General features: G+C 69.7%; 24 protein-coding genes and 1 pseudogene. 11 read left to right on the top strand and 14 right to left on the bottom strand.

Annotated features, from left to right (window positions below; genetic code table 11):
- Window positions 1–208: 208 nt before the first annotated feature.
- The 3 genes from ACFV6D_RS36390 to ACFV6D_RS36380 are packed head-to-tail and all read right to left on the bottom strand — an operon-like array spanning window position 209 to window position 1,973.
- A complete protein-coding gene (locus ACFV6D_RS36390) occupies window positions 209–598 on the bottom strand; it encodes a roadblock/LC7 domain-containing protein (RefSeq protein ID WP_063350516.1) in 390 nt (129 codons plus the stop codon).
- Window positions 595–1,617 carry a hypothetical protein gene (locus ACFV6D_RS36385; RefSeq protein ID WP_380427997.1) on the bottom strand — a complete coding sequence of 341 codons (1,023 nt, stop codon included), beginning with the start codon at window positions 1,615–1,617 and terminating at the stop codon, window positions 595–597. Before ACFV6D_RS36385 ends, ACFV6D_RS36390 begins: the two co-directional genes overlap by 4 nt.
- Window positions 1,614–1,973: a hypothetical protein gene (locus tag ACFV6D_RS36380; protein WP_063350518.1), complete on the bottom strand. Its 360-nt coding sequence runs from the start codon at window positions 1,971–1,973 to the stop codon at window positions 1,614–1,616. The genes ACFV6D_RS36385 and ACFV6D_RS36380 overlap by 4 nt, the downstream gene beginning before the upstream one ends.
- Before the next feature lie 141 nt (window positions 1,974–2,114).
- On the opposite strand from ACFV6D_RS36380, the gene ACFV6D_RS36375 reads away from it, so the two are divergent.
- Together ACFV6D_RS36375 and ACFV6D_RS36370 are read left to right on the top strand one after the other, a co-directional pair.
- Window positions 2,115–2,480 (top strand): hypothetical protein, encoded by a 366-nt coding sequence (locus ACFV6D_RS36375; protein WP_380427999.1) that lies wholly within the window; start codon window positions 2,115–2,117, stop codon window positions 2,478–2,480.
- A gap of 486 nt (window positions 2,481–2,966) precedes the next feature.
- Entirely contained in the window at window positions 2,967–3,650 is a 684-nt protein-coding gene (locus tag ACFV6D_RS36370) for a GPP34 family phosphoprotein (protein WP_063350520.1), read from the top strand.
- 66 nt (window positions 3,651–3,716) lie between these two features.
- On the opposite strand, the gene ACFV6D_RS36365 is transcribed toward ACFV6D_RS36370, so the two are convergent.
- Together ACFV6D_RS36365 and ACFV6D_RS36360 are read right to left on the bottom strand one after the other, a co-directional pair.
- Window positions 3,717–4,133 (bottom strand): DUF3592 domain-containing protein, encoded by a 417-nt coding sequence (locus ACFV6D_RS36365; protein ID WP_380370079.1) that lies wholly within the window; start codon window positions 4,131–4,133, stop codon window positions 3,717–3,719.
- A gap of 144 nt (window positions 4,134–4,277) precedes the next feature.
- A pseudogene (locus ACFV6D_RS36360) lies at window positions 4,278–4,394 on the bottom strand (DUF397 domain-containing protein); the annotation flags it as partial.
- 106 nt (window positions 4,395–4,500) lie between these two features.
- Between ACFV6D_RS36360 and ACFV6D_RS36355 the strand changes: the two are divergent.
- On the top strand, window positions 4,501–4,938 hold the full coding sequence (locus ACFV6D_RS36355) for a hypothetical protein (RefSeq protein ID WP_380428001.1): 438 nt from the start codon (window positions 4,501–4,503) through the stop codon (window positions 4,936–4,938).
- A 157-nt stretch (window positions 4,939–5,095) separates the two neighbouring features.
- On the opposite strand, the gene ACFV6D_RS36350 is transcribed toward ACFV6D_RS36355, so the two are convergent.
- The 5 genes from ACFV6D_RS36350 to ACFV6D_RS36330 form a co-directional block, all read right to left on the bottom strand.
- Window positions 5,096–5,305 (bottom strand): DUF397 domain-containing protein, encoded by a 210-nt coding sequence (locus ACFV6D_RS36350; protein WP_363373688.1) that lies wholly within the window; start codon window positions 5,303–5,305, stop codon window positions 5,096–5,098.
- On the bottom strand, window positions 5,298–5,651 hold the full coding sequence (locus ACFV6D_RS36345; protein ID WP_380428003.1) for a Scr1 family TA system antitoxin-like transcriptional regulator: 354 nt from the start codon (window positions 5,649–5,651) through the stop codon (window positions 5,298–5,300). Before ACFV6D_RS36345 ends, ACFV6D_RS36350 begins: the two co-directional genes overlap by 8 nt.
- 111 nt (window positions 5,652–5,762) lie before the next feature.
- Window positions 5,763–5,966 carry a DUF397 domain-containing protein gene (locus ACFV6D_RS36340; RefSeq protein ID WP_380428005.1) on the bottom strand — a complete coding sequence of 68 codons (204 nt, stop codon included), beginning with the start codon at window positions 5,964–5,966 and terminating at the stop codon, window positions 5,763–5,765.
- A 223-nt stretch (window positions 5,967–6,189) separates the two neighbouring features.
- The gene (locus ACFV6D_RS36335; protein WP_380428007.1) at window positions 6,190–6,399 is read right to left on the bottom strand and encodes a DUF397 domain-containing protein; all 210 of its coding nucleotides are present in this window, start codon (window positions 6,397–6,399) and stop codon (window positions 6,190–6,192) included.
- Window positions 6,363–7,235, bottom strand: a complete 873-nt coding sequence (locus ACFV6D_RS36330; protein ID WP_380428009.1) for a Scr1 family TA system antitoxin-like transcriptional regulator — start codon at window positions 7,233–7,235, stop codon at window positions 6,363–6,365. Before ACFV6D_RS36330 ends, ACFV6D_RS36335 begins: the two co-directional genes overlap by 37 nt.
- A gap of 121 nt (window positions 7,236–7,356) precedes the next feature.
- Here ACFV6D_RS36330 and ACFV6D_RS36325 point away from each other — a divergent pair, with 121 nt between their 5' ends.
- From ACFV6D_RS36325 to ACFV6D_RS36290, 8 genes are all read left to right on the top strand, one after another.
- Window positions 7,357–7,608 (top strand): hypothetical protein, encoded by a 252-nt coding sequence (locus ACFV6D_RS36325; protein WP_380428011.1) that lies wholly within the window; start codon window positions 7,357–7,359, stop codon window positions 7,606–7,608.
- A complete protein-coding gene (locus tag ACFV6D_RS36320; protein WP_380428013.1) occupies window positions 7,605–7,829 on the top strand; it encodes a hypothetical protein in 225 nt (74 codons plus the stop codon). The genes ACFV6D_RS36325 and ACFV6D_RS36320 overlap by 4 nt, the downstream gene beginning before the upstream one ends.
- A 461-nt stretch (window positions 7,830–8,290) precedes the next feature.
- Entirely contained in the window at window positions 8,291–9,286 is a 996-nt protein-coding gene (locus ACFV6D_RS36315) for a radical SAM protein (protein WP_380370064.1), read from the top strand.
- On the top strand, window positions 9,276–10,052 hold the full coding sequence (locus tag ACFV6D_RS36310; protein ID WP_380370061.1) for a hypothetical protein: 777 nt from the start codon (window positions 9,276–9,278) through the stop codon (window positions 10,050–10,052). Before ACFV6D_RS36315 ends, ACFV6D_RS36310 begins: the two co-directional genes overlap by 11 nt.
- 59 nt (window positions 10,053–10,111) lie before the next feature.
- Window positions 10,112–10,912 (top strand): hypothetical protein, encoded by an 801-nt coding sequence (locus ACFV6D_RS36305; RefSeq protein ID WP_380370059.1) that lies wholly within the window; start codon window positions 10,112–10,114, stop codon window positions 10,910–10,912.
- Window positions 10,885–11,496, top strand: a complete 612-nt coding sequence (locus tag ACFV6D_RS36300) for an AAA family ATPase (protein WP_380428015.1) — start codon at window positions 10,885–10,887, stop codon at window positions 11,494–11,496. Before ACFV6D_RS36305 ends, ACFV6D_RS36300 begins: the two co-directional genes overlap by 28 nt.
- Before the next feature lie 72 nt (window positions 11,497–11,568).
- Window positions 11,569–11,973 (top strand): NUDIX domain-containing protein, encoded by a 405-nt coding sequence (locus tag ACFV6D_RS36295; RefSeq protein ID WP_363373676.1) that lies wholly within the window; start codon window positions 11,569–11,571, stop codon window positions 11,971–11,973.
- Window positions 11,974–12,240: 267 nt separating this feature from the next.
- Complete coding sequence (locus ACFV6D_RS36290) at window positions 12,241–12,606, top strand: hypothetical protein (RefSeq protein WP_380428017.1); 366 nt, start codon at window positions 12,241–12,243, stop codon at window positions 12,604–12,606.
- A gap of 113 nt (window positions 12,607–12,719) precedes the next feature.
- On the opposite strand, the gene ACFV6D_RS36285 is transcribed toward ACFV6D_RS36290, so the two are convergent.
- From ACFV6D_RS36285 to ACFV6D_RS36270, 4 genes are all read right to left on the bottom strand, one after another.
- Window positions 12,720–13,991: an NAD(P)/FAD-dependent oxidoreductase gene (locus tag ACFV6D_RS36285; RefSeq protein ID WP_380428019.1), complete on the bottom strand. Its 1,272-nt coding sequence runs from the start codon at window positions 13,989–13,991 to the stop codon at window positions 12,720–12,722.
- Window positions 13,992–14,169: 178 nt separating this feature from the next.
- The gene (locus ACFV6D_RS36280) at window positions 14,170–14,601 is read right to left on the bottom strand and encodes a nuclear transport factor 2 family protein (protein WP_063350525.1); all 432 of its coding nucleotides are present in this window, start codon (window positions 14,599–14,601) and stop codon (window positions 14,170–14,172) included.
- Window positions 14,602–14,607: 6 nt separating this feature from the next.
- Complete coding sequence (locus tag ACFV6D_RS36275; protein WP_063350526.1) at window positions 14,608–15,411, bottom strand: MBL fold metallo-hydrolase; 804 nt, start codon at window positions 15,409–15,411, stop codon at window positions 14,608–14,610.
- Between the two features lie 123 nt (window positions 15,412–15,534).
- A complete protein-coding gene (locus ACFV6D_RS36270) occupies window positions 15,535–16,833 on the bottom strand; it encodes an MFS transporter (RefSeq protein ID WP_380563018.1) in 1,299 nt (432 codons plus the stop codon).
- Between the last annotated feature and the right edge of the window lie 133 nt (window positions 16,834–16,966).

Here is a 16,966-nt window from a genome sequence, read left to right as displayed (position 1 = left end):
GGGAGTCCATGCGGAGTATCGGCGACCGACGACAACGCGGCGAGGTGCGTGCTCCGGCGTCGCGCGCCCGGCGTGATCCGAAAGAGAGCCCCTAGAAGACTGATGAAGATGTTGAAAGCGCGCCCGGCTTGTACCAGTTCGACCTGATTGACATTTACCGGCAATCTGGGGTGAGTCGGGCAGCCAGAGCAAGATCTTCAAGAGGCTTCTAGACCGCGGGGACCATCCCGAGCAACTCGCTCAGGCGGCGGACCGTGGCGGGCGACTCGCGGTGCAGGCCGGCGACGTCGAGGCCCTCGTCTCCCAGGATCATCAGCAGCGCCTGCTCCCCGATCGCCAGCACCACGACGTAGCCGCTGTTGCAGCGGGTGACCACGTCGCGCAGGCCGCCCACGCCGACCTCGGCCGCGGTGCGCCGGCCAAGGCCGAGCATGGCGGCCGACAGGGCGGCGGCCGACTCGGGGTGGACGGCGGCCGTGTCGGCGGCCACCAACAGGCCGTCAGTGGTGGAGATGACACTCTCCGAGATGCCCATGACCCGGTCGCGGAGGGACTTCAACTCGTCGACCAGCACGGCGGTCGGTGTCTGGCTGCTCATGGTGCGCTCTTCTCACTCTGCTGGGTCGTCTCGGTACGCGCGGTGTGCTCGGCGCGGTGTGCGTTCGGTGGACCCTCGGAAGCGGCCGCCGCTCCCTCGGATCGGGCGGGCAGGCCGCCGGGGCCGCCCGGACCACCCGCGCCGCGTCCGCTGCGGACGCGGCGCGGCAGCGGCCCGGTGCCGGCCGGCGGCGGTTCGCCCGTCGGCATGCGCGGGGCCACGCTCGGTGCCAGGGGAGTGGGGTGCGCCGGTTCCCGGTGGAGCAGGTGCCGGGCGTCCATCCGTACGACGTCGAGGAGCACCGCGAACACACCGCGCCCCAGGGCGAAGCCGAGGTCGCGCGCGGTGCGGCGGCCGGTGGCGGCGGCCAGGATCTCCCGGTAGCGGACCGGGATCCGCAGCGCGCCGGATTCGGCCCGGGCGGCAGGACGGATCCGGATGCGGGCCAGTTCGCCGGGCGGTCCCCAGAGGCGGGTCAGCAGGGCCGTCCGCCGGGCGGTCTCCTCGAAGAGCCGCTCCGGCTCGATGCCCGGGCGCAGCGCGATCCTGGCAGGCGGCGCCGCCTCGGACGTCTCCCAACTGCCGGGCGGGCTCAGCACCAGGGCGAAGGCCCCGTCGAAGGCGGCGGCGGCGCAGACGGCTTCGAGCTCGGCGGCGCCGATCGACCCCTGAGCCACCAGGGCCGCGCCGAGGTCGCCGCCCCAGGTCGGGGGAGCGTCGGCCGGCCGGCCGACGGACGCGGCCGTCTCGGCGGACGCCCACTCCTCCTCGCCGACGCGCCGGGACTTCAGCAGCAGGGTCGCGGCGGTCGGGGCCCCGGGGGTCTCGATCGCGGCGACCAGACCCTGCTCCAGGTGGATCGTGCCGCCCGGTGCGCTGGAGACGGTGACCGAGCCGGTGAACTCCGTCCGGCGCAGCGCGAGCAGCAGCGCGGGCACGTTGCGCGCGGTGGGCGGAGCCGGCGTCGTGGGAACTGCGGGCATGGCGGGCGGCGCCGTGTCGTGGGACGGGTCGGTCATGCCAGCAAGTCCTGCGCGCGGTCGGCGGTCTGGCGGACGGCCAGCGCCAGGTTGGTCCGTTCCCGGTCCAGCACGGTGGCCAGCAGCAGGGGGTCGCCCATCCGGGACACCACCTGGACGACCTGGTGATGACGGGTGCTGGTGACCACCAGGCTCTCCAACTCGCTCTCCGCCCCTGCCTCGTACAGCCGCTCGCCGATCAGGTTGGTCAGCTCGGCGAGTTCGGCCCCGGTCCCGAGCAGCCGGTGGTCCCCGGCGGACTGGTAGCTGAGACCCGTGACGGCGTCGACGAGCGCGGCACCGACCACTCCGGGGGAGCCGAGCACATCGGAGAGAGAAGCTTCGAGTGCGCGCACCAGTACCCCTTCACGTTCTGAACCCCGGTAGCGTACTTTATTCCATCATTTTCACGAGGCGACCACAACCGGCGACTTCTTGCTATTTTGTTCCTGCACACGGGAGTTCTGCCCGGAAGTCACGCAAAGGACGAACAGCGCATGAACATTGACGACGCACTCAAGGACGCGATGGCCATCGAGGGGGCCATCGGAGTGGCCGTGGCCGACTACGAGAGCGGTATGTCACTCGGGTCCCTCGGCGGGGGGCAGCAGCTCGACCTGGAGATTGCGGCCGCCGCCAACACCGAGGTCGTTCGTGCGAAGATACGCGCCCTGGCCGCGCTGTCGATCGACGATGTCATCGAGGACATCCTGATCACCCTCGGCACCCAGTACCACCTGGTCCGCCCGCTGACCCGCAGTCACGGCTCGCTCTTCCTCTACCTGGCGCTGGACCGCTCGCGCGGCAACCTTGCGCTCGCCCGGCACGGTCTCAAGCGCATCGAGGCCGCTCTCGACGTCTAGCCGAGGCCGGGCCGGCGGCCCGGGTGTCCGCGCCCCGTCCGGAAGGCCCGCCCGGAAGCCCTGCCTGAAGGGCTGCCCGAAGGCCCGCCCGGAAGGCCCGCGCGGGCCGCGTTTCGCGCGTGGAATTCCGGACGGAGCGAATGCGGGGCGTGACGAACCGACTACGGGGGTCCGTCCGTGGGAATCGGGCCGCGAATATCGCGGGTGCGCGCCGACCATGGAAATGCGTGACTTTCCGATGACTGGGCGTCATATTCGCCCCGGCTGTTCCGGCCGGTGACGGAGCGCCGGAATACCGTGGTCGAACCGCCGGAGCGCCGGTGTTTCGGCGGTGCCACGGAATCGGCTCGACCACGCCGCGCGCGGCACGAAGGCGCGCCGCCGAGCCGCCGCGCCGGACGGCAGGGGAAGCGGGGGAGCCCGATGGGTACCGCTGGTAGTTGCCGGTTGCCTGTGATCGCCTCTGATCCGCGAAAGGAATGGAGCATGCACGTCACCCTCGCCGAGGAGCTGATGCTGTTGTCGCTGGACGACAAGTCCGGTGCTGCGAAGGCGGGTACGACCGCCGGCTGGGCGGTGGCGGGCGGGTTCCTCGCGGACCTCGCGCTGGCCGGGCGGGTCGTGGTGGACGACGGTCGGCTGACCGTCACCGACCGCACGCCGACCGGTGAGCCCCTGCTCGACGGGCGTCTCGACCGGCTCGCCGAGTGGGCGGAGCGCAAGGGCGCCGGAAAGGCCAAGCCGGCCGAGTGGCTGGCCAAGGACCAGCCGACGGCGATCCGGGACACCGTCCAGCGGCTGTGCGAGCGCGGCCTGGTCGTCGAGGAGCGCCACCGCGCCCTCGGCCTCTTCCCGGTCCGCCGCTACCCGGAGGCGGACGGCTCCGTCGAGCGCGCCCTGCGCGCACGCCTGGCCGCCGTGGTCCTGGACGGCGCCGAACCGGACGTCCGCACCGCCACGTTGATCGCCCTCCTGCATACCGCCCGCCTGTACAAGGTGGCCTTCCCGGAGCAGCCCCGCAAGCAGGTCGAGCCGCGCTTCGCGGAGATCGCCGAGGGCGACTGGGCGGGCGAGTCCGTCGGCCAGGCGATCCGGAACATGCAGGCCGCCGTGGCCGCCATCGCGGCCGTCACCATCGCCACCACGGCCGCCACCACCGTCATCACCTGAGCCGGCAACGGCGCCGGGCCCGCCCCACGACTCGGTTCTGATGAACGTCGCAACCGTCGGGCAGCCTCACAGAACGGCGACCGCCAGCGTGATCGCGGCCAGCACCATCAGCAGCCCGAGCGCCACGAAGCCGTACTCCAAGGGCCTGCGTTCGCGGCCGTCCACCAGGACCTGCCGGGGGTCGGCCGGGTCGTAGCGGACCTGCACGTGGCCGCCGTCCGGCAGCGGGTGGCGTGGGGTGGACGGGACGGGCGAGAAGACCTCCACCACCCGGCCGTCCTCGGTCTCGAACTGCAGCAGCGGGCGCGGTGGCAGCGCGCGGTCCTCCGGGGCGGGGACGCGGGCGCGCACCAGGGCCTGGGCCGGGACGCCGACCCGGCGCAGCCGCCGCAGGTCGCGCAGCCCGACCACCCCGGCGAGGTAGGCGACCACGCCGCCCAGGCCGCCGAACACCACCACGGCGAATCCGGCCGTCCCGCCCACCGCACCTCCCTGTCCGAATCGCCCCCGGACACCCCAGTATTGCCGACCGCAGGCACTCCTGACGCCTGGAACCCGCCCAGTTCACGGCGGAGCCCCGCCACTCCGGAAAAGGCGTGACGGGGCCCTCAGGGCGGCGCGCGTACGTCAGACCTCGCCGAACTCGCCGGTACGGACGGCGGCAACGAAGGCCGCGAAGCCATCGGGGGAGAAGGCAAGGGCCGGGCCCTCGGGGTCCTTGGAATCGCGGACGGGGACAACACCGGGACGGGGCGATGCGCCGGAGGCCGGGAATGGCCGCGACGTACAATCGCAGTGAAGGCGAAGCGCCAGGCCGAGATTCCGGCACCGGTGTGAGGGAGGGGCCAGGATGTTCGGTTCGCGGAAGAAGCTCAACGACATGATGGCGCAGCTCAGGCCCGACCTGAGTCGGGAATCGCTCGGTGTCGGGCCCGACTTCCCGGGCGTCGCCCCGAACCCGTTGCTGAGCAGTGATGCACGGAAGCGCAATGCGGAACTGCGTACGGGGGCGCTTGCGCTCGGCGTTCTCGTCGACTGGCGGGAGGTCAACAGCAATCCACGCGTGGTCCTGATGCTCGACGTGGAGACCGCCAGCGGCATCTCGTTCCGCGGTATCGCGGACGAAAACCTCACGATCACCGAGCTCACCCGACTCGCCCCGGGACAGACGTTCCCCGTGCGCTACCGGCCGGCCGTCATGGACCACTACGTCGCCCTTGCCCGGGACGCGGACCCCGCCCACGTGCAGCAGCTCGCTGACGAGATCGCGAGCCGCGAGCGGACCTGACCTGAAGTCATTGGCCGGATCCCTGGAAGCCTCTTGAAGATCTTGCTCCGGCTGCCCGAGCCGGGCGCGCTTTCAACATCTTCGGCAGGTAGCGGTCAGCCAAGAGACCCCGCCACTCCGGAAAGGGATGGCGGGGTCTCAGGGCAGCGCGCGTACGTCAGACGTCGCCGAACTCGCCGGTACGGACAGCGGAGACGAAGGACCGCCAGGCGTCAGCCGGGAAGATCAGGGCAGGGCCCTCGGGGTCTTTGGAGTCACGGACGGGCAGGGAGTCAAGAAAGCCTGGCGCAACCTCAAGGCAGTCCCCACCTTGTTGGCTGTAGCTCGACTTCACCCACGACGCCGTCGTCAAATCGGTGTCAGCCATGAGAGTCCTTCCAAGCAGCACGTATCAATTCGAGAGTCGCCAACTCCGCCAGCGCTCCAACCTGTAGGCGATCGTATCGTCTGCGCCAGTCAAGTAGCCTGACGTCGTCTCGCTCCACGTGCCCTCGACCCTCCGACTCGGAGTAGCCAAAGAGGGAGCCGTCGGGGAGCGTGAGCAGCCGCACAGGTGAGACGAATGGGCGATGCTCGCCCATGCTGAACGGCGCCACCTGAAGGACAACGTTCCCCCGCTCGTACTGCTGCTCAAGCTTCTCGAACGAACACCACCACGGCGAATCCGGTCGTCCCGCCCACCGTGCCTTCCTGTCCGAATCGCCTCTGAACACCCCAGTAGTGCCGACCGCAGGCGCTCCTGATGCCCGGAACCGCCCAGTCCACGGAGGGGCTCCGCCACTCCGGGAAAGTGGTGGCGGGGCCCTCAGAGCAGCGCGCGTATGTCAGACGTCGCCGAACTCGCCGGAGCGGACGGCGGCAACGAAGGACGACCAAGCCGAGGCCGGGAACATGAGAGCAGGCCCCTCGGGGTCCTTGGAGTCGCGGACGGGAACGGCACCCTCTGCGACCAGGTTCCCGGCTACCTCGACGCACTCGCCGCCGTTGCTGCTGTACGAAGACTTGAACCACTGAGGCTTGGCGGTCACGGTAGATCCTCTCTCAGTTGGCTGATCAGGGCCGCGGATGCATCCTGCGACATTGCTCGGGCCTGTAGTTGATAGTAGGTCGTGAGCATGGGCTGTACAGCGCCGTTGTCCGCTCCAAGTTCCCTTGTCGGGCGCTCTCGGTGTACGGCATCAGGGAGCGGTCAGCCAGGAGACCCCGCCACTCCGGAAAGGGGTGGCGGGGTCTCAGGGCAGCGCGCGTATGTCAGACGTCGCCGAACTCGCCGGAACGGACGGCGGCGACGAAGGGCGACCAGGCATCGGCCGGGAACATGAGGGTAGGTCCCTCAGGGTCCTTGGAGTCGCGGACGGGCATCACACCGGGGAAGCCGGGAGCCACCTCGATGCAGTTGCCGCCTTGCTGGCTGAAACTCGACTTCACCCACTGGGCAGCGAGCAAGTTGATGTCGGACATTCGATCCCCTTCCGAGCAGCGCGCATCCATTCGAGAGTCGCTGTCTCGGCCAGCGCTCCCACCTGAAGGCGATCGTACTGTTTCCTCCAGGTGGACAGCCTCTCAGTATCTCGTTCCAGGTGGCTGCGACCCTCAGACTCCGAATAGCCCAGGAAGGACTGATCCGGGAGGGTAAGGAGCACCATCGGTAAGGCGAACGGCCGGTCTTCCCCCAGCGCAAACGGCGCAACTTGAAGGATGACGTTGTTCACGGCGTACAGCGTCTCCAGGTGGGTAAGTTGCGCCTGCATCACATCTCGCCCTCCGATGATGCGCCGCAGGCAGCTCTCGTCGAGTACTGCGTGTACGAGTGGGGGTCGCTTTCGCCTCACCAGCTCCTGCCTCGCGAGCAGGAACGTGACCCGCTCGTCCGCCTGGTCCTGCGTGATCGCGCCTCTTCGAACATCACCGACCGCCAACGCCCTCGCGTACGCCTCGATTTGGAACAGGCCCGGCACGATACCCGCTTCGTAGATCCTTATCTCAGCGGCGTTCTGCTCCTGGGTCGCGAACTCGGGGAAGCCATCCAACAGTGCCGAGTGCTTGGCTTGAAGCCACATGAGGAGCAGGGTGCCACCCGTATCAAGCACCCGATCAACGTCGCGGGCAAAAGCTTCACTTGGCGGTGTCCGATCCGGCGGGGCAAGTTCAGCGTAGGAGACGTAGGAGGGGTCAACCCCAACAAGCTTTGCCAGTTTGGCCTGGGTCATCCCAGCTGCCTCGCGCGACCTGCGGAGTTGTACTCCGAAAGGTGCCCACGGGCCTGACGTCGGATCAAGCTCCTTGCGGTTCACCATGCTTCACCAACCTGCCGAGTAGTCGCTTCAAGTTTCAGATCCGCTTCCGATCGTAGGGGCAGGCGCGCCACCATGGCTACAGCAAGTGAGACGCCAAGTGCGAAGCGCTACGGAGACCCTCATGTTCGAAGATCCGAAATCCGCGCTGCCCGACTTCGTTCGCAACGAGGTGGTGCAGGACCTGAAGCACCGTGACGCCGACGGCAAGCCGAAGGAGGGGGTCTTCATGGAGATCCTCTGCGGGGCGGCCTTCCTGAGGCCGATCGGCGGGGGACAGGAGTGGACGACCAAGCCCGACCAGCTGCGACGGTGCGACCCCCGGGAGATCGCGCCCGGATCCGGGTGCAACCCTCACCGCCGGCCGCTCTCGTGACCGTCGAACTGGTCGCCGCAACGGGCGTCTTGGCGGGCATCGCCGCCGCGCAACGCCCTCTTCGATGTACCCCTGAGGGGCTGGCCGCGATCCGAGTTCGTATGGGGCTCAAGGCCGAACTGGTCGCCCGGCCGCAGCGCGCGCCGGGCGGCGGGCGCGAGTGGATGGCGGTCACCCCGGCCGGCGTGTGGTGCGGGTGGGAACCGGACCCGCCGGACTGACAGGCTCCCGTCGTCGCAGCGTGAGCGCTCATCCTCTGCGACGACGGGGTTCAACGCCCGTCCGCGAAAGACGGCCGCGGACGGGTGAGTACCGGCGGGCCTACTTCCCTGCCGGTCGGCTCCGAGGGCGTGTTGGTGCCGGGCCCTCGTCGAGCCACACCGCTCCCCGCCAGTCACCCCCCTTCTGGCGGGGAGCGGCCGTCCCCCTTGATCACCGGCCGGTGGAGTCCTGATCCTCCGGCCGGAACCCCCGCCCTGGAGCCGTTACACGTCACGGACGGACAACCAGGGCGGGCCTGAAACTCCCGCCCCCGGTGACCCCGGGGGCGGGAGCCGGCTCTGTGGGGGCCGGGCAGCACGTCGCTGGCTCACGGGTGCCTCCGTCCGGTCGGCGACGTGTGACATCCATCGTGAATGAAACAAATCGGCTTAATTCATAGATCAGTTCAGGGAGGAAGACCATGACTGACCTCGGCCTGCCGGCCGTACCGCCCCGCAGCGACCTGTCGATGGGCGACGGACTCGCCTTCGCCGCCCGCGGCCACCACTTCACGGCCGCACCGGGAACCGACATCCAGGAACTCGCCCAACGGTCCACCGAACCCCTGTCCGCAATCCTCCAGGTCACGAAGCGCTGTGACTTCGACTGCTCGTTCTGCTCGGAAGTCCTCCAGCTGCCGGACCCGAAGCTGACGCAGCTGGAGACCATGAGGGACCACCTCAAGGGGACCAAGCGGATCTTTCTGTCCGGCGGTGAACCGCTCATGCGCCGCGACTTCGGTGAGATCGTGGACATGTTTGCGGACGATAACTTCGTCCTGGCCGTACCGACGAACGCCACCCACGGCCTCCAGCACGCGAAGCGGATTGCGGGGAAGGTCGCGTTCGCGAACATCGGCCTGGAAGGTCCGCGAGGGATCACCAACCGGGTACGCGGGGACTACGACAAGGTCATGCCCGGCGTTCGCGCACTCCAGGACGAGGGTATTCCGATCTCCCTGTCCGCAGTCGTCTACCGCTCGACCCTGGCGGCGCTGCCGTTCACGGTGCAGATCGCCGACGTTCTCAACGCGGGCAAGGTCAAGCTGATCATGCCGCTCAGGAAGGGCAATGCCCTCAACCTGGACGCGAATGAGTTCATCACCGATGGCGAGGCCAGCGAGGCGTTTGGCCGGCTCGGCGAACTTCGCTCCACCTACCAGTGGAGTCCCGCGCTTCGGCTCACCACGTGGACGCCGGAGAACGAAGGCCACATGATCGTGGTGGAGCCCACCGGCAAGGCCAACGCCTGGCCGGTGTACGACTCGAAAGACCTGTTCGAGCCCATCGGCAACGTACTGGAGGAGCCGATTCAGGAGATCTGGAAGCGATACCGCTTCAAGGAGAACCACTACCGGAAGTACCTCGGGGCCTCGATCCGCGCGATCGGCCACGGGGGAGGCGGAAGTGCTGCGTGAGTTCTCCAACCTGGCATGGCCCAAGACGCCCTACGCGGCCGACATGCGTCCCGTCGCCCGAAAGGTGCGGCTCCTCACCGGGATGAGCATTCAGTGGGCCGACGACGGCAGTGAGGTCGTTCCGATCGGTGCCGCTGCCGTGTTCATCCCCGTACACCGGACCGCAAGCCGCGAGATCGCCTCCGATACCCTGCACTTCGGGTATCGCAGTGTCGCCGTGGAACCGAACGGTGACCGGTCCGACATACCGGCCTTCGTGGACAGCGTGCTCGTCCAGGCGCGCCGCGAGGCCGAGATCATCGGGTGGCACTCCTTTCCGGATGACCTCCACGCCCTTCGTCCCCCGCTGACGGCTCCGCGCGCCGGTATCGACGCTGTGGGTGAAGCGTGGGCTGACCGGCCCCGCCGCGAACGCGGTACGGCTTTGTTGGTCGACACTGCCGACTCCGGCATGCAACTCGACAACGCGCTCACGGCTAACCGCCTCGACTTCGGCCGGGAACTCTGGCGGTACCGGTCACCGGTGGCCCTCCAGCAGGCATACGAAGAGCTCTGGTCCTCGGCCGGGCGGGCGACGGGCCGGGACTGGCACACCCAACACATCGGTGCGGCAGGGGTCATGTCTGCCCTCGCCGTTGCACTCCTGGCCGGCCACCAAGCCCAACGGCTGGAGTGGACCGGGGTGTTCGACGCGACCAAACCGCTTGGCCTGGTTGCCTGGGACGCGTTCCCCCTGGTACTCGCTCCGGATGAACGACAGGACTGATCCAGGGCATACCGTGGGCTCGGCCCGCGAAGGGCCGGGCCCGCACCGCTAGGAGCAACGTGATCACGGTCAACAACCTCTTCGATCCGCGACACTTGCCGCGCAAGAACTCTCGAACGTGTCGGGTGGCCTCGCTCGACGTCGAGTGGACCAAGAACTACCGGATCAAGAACGGGAATAGGGCGTTCTGTTTCTCGCTTGCCGTGCTTGATGTCCCGACCACGGACCCTGTGGCTGACCTTGCTCAACTCTCCTTCGGGTACGTCAGCATGTACGTCGAGGACGCTGGTGAGACTGGGGAACTCGTAGTCTCCGCGGCCGACACCATCGCCCGAACATTCGCGGACGCCGACCTCATCACTGGGCACCAACTATGTTCCGACCTAGCCGTGTTGGTCGCCAACCGAGAAAACGCTGAACCGGCTCTCGACAGTGCCCGAGCCGCTTGGTCAACCCGTCGCACCCCCAAGGATGAAGGCCCTCGGATCATCGACACCCGGTACGACGCCGGCCATCTGCTCGACGGGACCTCCCGGCGGCTGGTCGACGTCTGCACCGAACTTGGCCTTGACGTCACTCAGCCGGAACTACGCAGTACCTCGATGACCAGCTTGCACCGTCGGTGGCTGGAGAAGAACGACATCGAGGCTCGTGAGCGGGTCAGCGTCCTTAACCTCAGGCACTCCCTCTCCACCGCCCTCGTTGCCGTGTCTGCGGCTGGCCTCGGCGGTTGGGGCGAGGTCGGGCTCAACGTGAACCGCATGATCGCCGCCCACGCCGACGGTTGGGGCTGGCTCCAATCCCGAACCTTCCAAGACCTGTTGGGGGAACCATGCCAATCCGCGAGTGCAAGGTCGTAGCCGTCGAGGGAACCGCTGCGGCTGGAAAAACCACTCTGGTCCACGCCCTCGCGGCGTACTACCGCGAGCAGGGCGTCAACGTCGCAGCCACGGGGGAACCCGCGCGAGTGAGCCCCTTCATGGAGGAGATCGTTCTTCACGGAAAAGGCGAATTCGACCTCACTGTCGAACTCGACACCTTCGCTGCCCAGCTCACCACCACCATGCGTACGGCGCGAAACCACAGTCTCCTGATCACCGACAAGACCCCGGCCAATGTCCTGGCCTACGCCCGGATCGTCCTTGACCAGGATGACCCGCAGGTGCGTGCAGTCCTTCGCTCGATGGAGTCTCTCTGTAAGGCCTGGATGCCCATCACGTACTCCGCCGTGGTCCATTGCCGCGACCACTACGACCAGGAGGTCGGCGGCGACCAGTTCCGTGGCAAGGTGCTTGATCTCCAGAGTGCCGCCGAGACGGCCGTCTACGAGGCGATCCGGGCCACCAACGTGCCGATCTTCGACCTCCCGCAGGGCCTCACCACCCAGGCCCGCGTCGAGTGGATCGCCAAGCACCTCCACCTCCTGGGCATCAGCGTCCACTGAGGTGGCCTATCGTCCTCCTACGACACACCTTCGGAGGACCTGGTGCAGCCCCAACGTCCGATCAACGACGCCATGATCATCCTCGAACGGAACGGCCTCGTCCTGCTGGCCGAACGAGCCAACACCGGCTACAGCGACGGCCTGCTCAATCTCCCCAGCGGGAAGGTCGACGTGGACGAGGACGTGATCTCGGCAGCGATCCGCGAAGCCCGAGAGGAGGTGGGCGTGGAAGTTCACCGAGAGGCCGTTCGGGTTGTCCATGTCATGCACTACCGCAACCCAGAGGGAGAGGCGCGCGTCGGCTGGTTCCTCGCCGCCTCCGAGTGGAACGGCGAACCGTACAACGCCGAACCCCACAAGTGCGCCGGTGTCGGGTGGTACCCACTCAACGATCTTCCGGAGAACACCCAGCCCTACAACGAGGCCGGGATCAGCCGGTATCTGAAAGGCGAACCATTCTCCGTGGTGGGCTGGTAGCCGGCCTGAAACACGAAAGGCGCCCTCCCCGATCTGGGGGAGGGGCTTCTTTGCGTTCAGGGTCAGGTGGTTTACCTGGCCTGGAGTGACGTGAGCAAGGTGCGTTTGCCGTAACGGGTCTGGGCTGGCGGGAACTGGCCGTTGTCGGATGGCGGGCAAGCTGCCAAGCTCAGCGTTGAGGCTGGTGGCATCAGCGGCGTCGGCACCGATCTTCACGGGGGGACCAGAATGAAACGGAACCTGAGGCAACGTGTGGTGCGGACTGCCGTGGCCGGCGCCCTGGCCGTCGGCGGGCTCGCGCTGACGACCGGACCCGCCCATGCGGCTTCCGGGGACCGCTGGGTCACCCTGAACACCAGCCACCACGCCGGCCTGTACTGGACGCCCTGGACGAACAACAAGGACGACGTCAAGCAGGACCTTGCCCCCGGGGATCAGGTAAACGTCTACTGCTGGACGACTGGCGAGGACATCGCCCACCAGGGCAACGTGTGGTACTACATCACCAGCGAGTACTACCACTCCGGCTCCGCCATTGGTGGGCAGGATTTCCACGACTATGTGTATGGCGCATATGTCGACAACTATGACCTGTGGCACGCGCGAGGCAGCAACGGCCTCCCCCAGTGCTGAGGGACTGACTTCAGATGCCCCTCCCCGAAACGGGGAGGGGCATCGTTGCGTTGGGGGGGGTCAGAGGCGGACGATCCGCGTGGTCGTGCGGACGACGGGTGTTCGTCCCTGTGTCAGATCTTGCCGAGCGGGGTGTCCGGGTCGGCCAGGGCCTTCGGGTCCACCGTCCGGCCGGAGCGCACGAGTTCGCGGATCGGGTCGGTGACGTCCCAGACGTTGACGTTCATGCCCGCCAGGACCCGGCCGGCGGCCAGCCAGAAGGCGATGAACTCCCGGGTGGCAGGGTCGCCGCGGAACACCACCTGGTCGTAGCCGTCCGGTTCGACGTAGCCGACGTACTCCAGGCCAACGTCGTACTGGTCGCTGAAGAAGTACGGGATCCGGTCGTACACCGCGTCCGGGTGCCCGAGCATCGCGCGGGCGGCGGTCTGCGGCTGGTTGACGGCGTTGGCCCAGTGTTCGACCCGCAGGTGCGTGTCGAACAGCGGGTGGTAGGCGTTGGCGACGTCGCCGGCCGCGTAGACGTCCGGGTCCGAAGTGCGCAGCTGCTGGTCGGTCTTGATGCCGTTGTCGATCTCCAGCCCGGCGGCCTCGGCCAGGCCGGTCGCCGGGGTGATGCCGATGCCGACCACCACTGCGTCGGCCGGCACCGTGGTGCCGTCGCCCAGCCGCACGCCGCTCACCGTGCCGCCGGAGCCGGTCAGTTCGGTGACCTCGACGCCGAACCGCAGCTGGACGCCGTGGTCGCGGTGCAGATCGGCGAAGACCTGCGCCACCTCCCGGCCCAGCACCCGCAGCAGCGGCAGTTCGGCGGCCTCCAGCACCGTCACCTCGGCGCCGGCCTCCCGGGCCGCTGCCGCCACCTCCAAGCCGATCCAGCCCGCGCCGATCACCGCGACCCGGGCGCCGGGGCGCAGCGCGGCCTTGATCCGGTCGCTGTCCTCGACCCGGCGCAGGTAGAGCACGCCGTCCTGGTCCGCGCCCGGCACCGGCAGCCGGCGTGGGGTCGAGCCGGTGGTGAGCAGCAGTTTGGCGTACTTGACCTGGCCGTCGTCGGTGAGCGTCACGGTGTGTCCGGCCGGGTCGATCGCGGCCACCGCCGTGCCCAGCCGCAGCGTGACGTCCTGCTCCCCGTACCACTGCGGCGGGTGGACGTAGATCTTCTCCCGGGGCGTCTTGCCGAGCAGGTACCCCTTCGACAGCGGCGGCCGCTCGTACGGGCGCTCGTGTTCGTCGCCGATCAGGACGATGCCGCCCCGGTACCCGGCCTCGCGCAGCGCCTGGGCGGCCTTCGCGCCGCCCAGGGACGCCCCGACGATCACGATCGGCCGCTCGCGCCCGCCGCCCTCCGCCGTTCCCGCTGTTCCCGCCGTGCCCGTGCCCATGCTGAACTCCTCGCTCTCCGGCCGGAATCAGGGGCCAGCCTGCCGCCGTCCGGGTGGCGTGTCGAGGCCGTGCCGGGCGCGCCGCGCCGCGCTCCCCCGTACGGGTGAACGCGCACCGGTGCGCGAACCGGTGCGCGAACCGCTACGGGGGCGGTCAAGAAATCCGCTACGGGGCTCGCTACGGGGTCATCGCCTCCCGGACCAGCGCGGTGTCGGCGAACTGTTCGAAGCGGACGATCCGGCCGCCACGCACCGTGAAGTGGTGGGCGACCCGCACCGCGAGCGGCTTTCCGGTGGCCTTGTGCACGGCCGTGTAGCGGGCCAGCACCACCACGTTCTCGCCGTCGACCACGTAGGTGTCGTCGTGCGCCGTCCAGTTCTCCCAGGCGGCGGCCAGGCGCTCCATGACGTTGGCGGTGACGCCCTTCGGGGTGCGGTAGGTGCCGGCCAGCGGGAAGCCGGCCATCTCGGTCCACTCCACGTCGTCGGCGAGCGTGGCGCGCAGGGCGGCCAGGTCGCCGTGGGCGGAGGCCAGGTACTGGCGGCGGACCACGTCGGCCGGGGCGGAGGACTCGGCGAACGAGGCGGTGTCCCTCGGGATCTCGATCATCGTCGCTCAGCCCCAGGCCATCTCGCCCATGGCGACCTTGGTGCCGAGGTCGACGGCGATCTTCAGCCCCAGGTCGGGGAAGCGCCGTTCCAGCGCCTCCTTCGCGGCGGTCGCGTCCGGGGCCCGGCCGATCTCGGTCTCGAAGGCGCGCAGGTAGTCCCGGGTGTGGCGGACGGAGGTGAGGTCGGTGGCCGCGCCGGCGGTGCGGTGGCCGGCCGCGACGAACTGCGGTTCGAGCGCCTCGATCCCGTCCAACAGGTCGATCCAGGCGGCGCGTTGGGCCTGTTCGGGGGTGTCGGCCGTCCACACGTGCAGGCCCTCGAAGAGCAGCACGCCGCCGAGTACGGCGTGGTGGTGGTGCTGCCAGAGGTAGTGCCGGTCGGGCAGGTGGAAGTCGGCGCCGCGCAGCTCGAACCGGTGCCCCTCGAAGACGAGTTCGTCCCCGTGCAGCACCTCGGGGCGGACCAGCCGGGTGGGCAGCTCGGGGCCGAGGTGGGCCCAGGCCTTGAGCTTGCCCTCGAACGTCTCCTGGATGTGCTCGACGGTGGAGGCGGTGGCCAGGAACCGTGCCTCCGGGAAGGCGTCCTGGACCTCCTGGGCGCCGAAGTAGAAGTCCGGGTCCCCGTGGCTGACGAAGACCGCGGCCAGCCGCTTGCCGGCGGCGCGGATCCGCTCCACCAGCCGGCGGCCGTCGGAGCGGGTGAACCCGGCGTCCACCAGCAGGGCGTCCTGCGGGCCGGTGACCAGGACGGAGGTCTTGTTGAGCGAGCTGTCGGGGCTGTCGATGATCTCGAAGTCGAGAGCACTCATGGGTCTGTTGTCCTTCCTCCTGCCGGGCACGCCTCGCCGCCAGCATCGGCCTTGCGGGTGCGCTCCGCATCCGGAGGAGGGGCGGGGGCGGGAGCGGGCCCGATCCGACCCGCGCCGGGGGGCTCACGTCCTCGGGGCCAGTCGCAGCACCGCCAGCGCCCCCAGCAGCGTCGCCCCGGCCAGCACCGGCCACAGCACCCCCGGACCGGCCGCCAGCAGCGCCATCAGCGTCGCCGGCGCCGCCGCCCGGCCCACGCCCGAGGAGAGCTCCCAGCGTGCCAGCGCCCGCCCCAGCAGGTGTGGTGGGGCGGCGGCCGTCACCAGGGCCGTCCCCGCACCGGTGTAGAGGATCTCGCCCAGCGTGAACACCACCGAGACCGCCGCGGCGCCCGCCGCGCCCGCCGTGCCGCCCAGCGACCCGACCGCCCAGTACCCCAGGTAGGCCAGGGCCAGCGTCACCCCCGAGGCGGCCAGCACGGCCCGCCGCGAACGGTCCGCGAGCCGCAGCACCAGCACCAGCTGCAGCGCGACCACCAGCACGGTGTTGCCCACGAACACTCCCGACGACCACGCCGGGGAGGCGTGCAGGTGCAGCACCAGCAGCGCCGGCAGCGCCACCTCCAGCACGTCGAAGCAGAACGCGTACGGCAGGTTGGCGAGGCTCAGCAGGCTGATCCGCCGCAGCGACTCGCCCTGCTCCCGCACGTCCACCGCCCGGTCGGCGGCCCGGTGTGGCGCGCGCACCCGCAGCGACAGCACCAGCGCGGCGGCGGCCAGGCAGGCCGCGCCCGTCGCCCCGGCCAGCACCCGGATCGCGCCCGCCCCGCCGGTCACCACCAGCGTGGCCAGCAGCGCCCCCGCGCCCAGCCCCGCGTTGCGCAGCGACCGCCCGGCCGCCAGCGCGGCGTCCCGCAGCCGGCCCTCGGTCAGCGTGCTGACCACCGCCGCGTGCGTGGTCGGCCAGGACTGGCTGCCCACCCCGATCAGCACCGACGCCGCCACGAACCCCGGCAGGCCGTCCGCGACCAGCAGCGCCAGCGCGCCCGCCGCCCGCACCGCCAAGGTGGCCGCCGCCGGGAGGGTCCGGGCGCCGCGGTCGATCCACCGGCCGGTCAGCGGCATCACCAGCAGGCCCGCCACCATCCCCGCCGACATCGCCAGCCCCGCCGCCGCCGCGCCCAGGTGCAGCACCCCGATCCCGTACAGCAGCAGGAACGGCCGCAGCAGGCCGGAGCCCACCGCGTCCACCACCAGCGCGGCCGCGTACCGGGGCCCGCCCGCGGCGGTCAGCAGCCGCAGCAGCGTGAACGGGCCCCGGCGGCTCGTACCGATCGGCGGGGCCGGCGGCCGGCCGTCGCGGGCGGCGGTGTGGTCGCGGGCGGCGGCGTGGTCATGGACGGACTTCTCCTGGATCAGGCTCATGGCCGGTACCGTCCGCCCTGCCCGGCCCGCCGGGCACGGGGGGGGGTGGGGAGGGAAGACAAAAACAGAGAGAGCGGGGGGGGGAGGGGGGGGGAGGGCGGTCCGCCGGCCAGAGCAGGGAGACCCCCCAGCA

Origin of the sequence: Kitasatospora sp. NPDC059812 (assembly GCF_042732075.1) — a bacterium.
Taxonomy (GTDB): Bacteria; Actinomycetota; Actinomycetes; order Streptomycetales; family Streptomycetaceae; genus Kitasatospora.
This window is presented reverse-complemented; position numbering and strand designations above follow the sequence as displayed.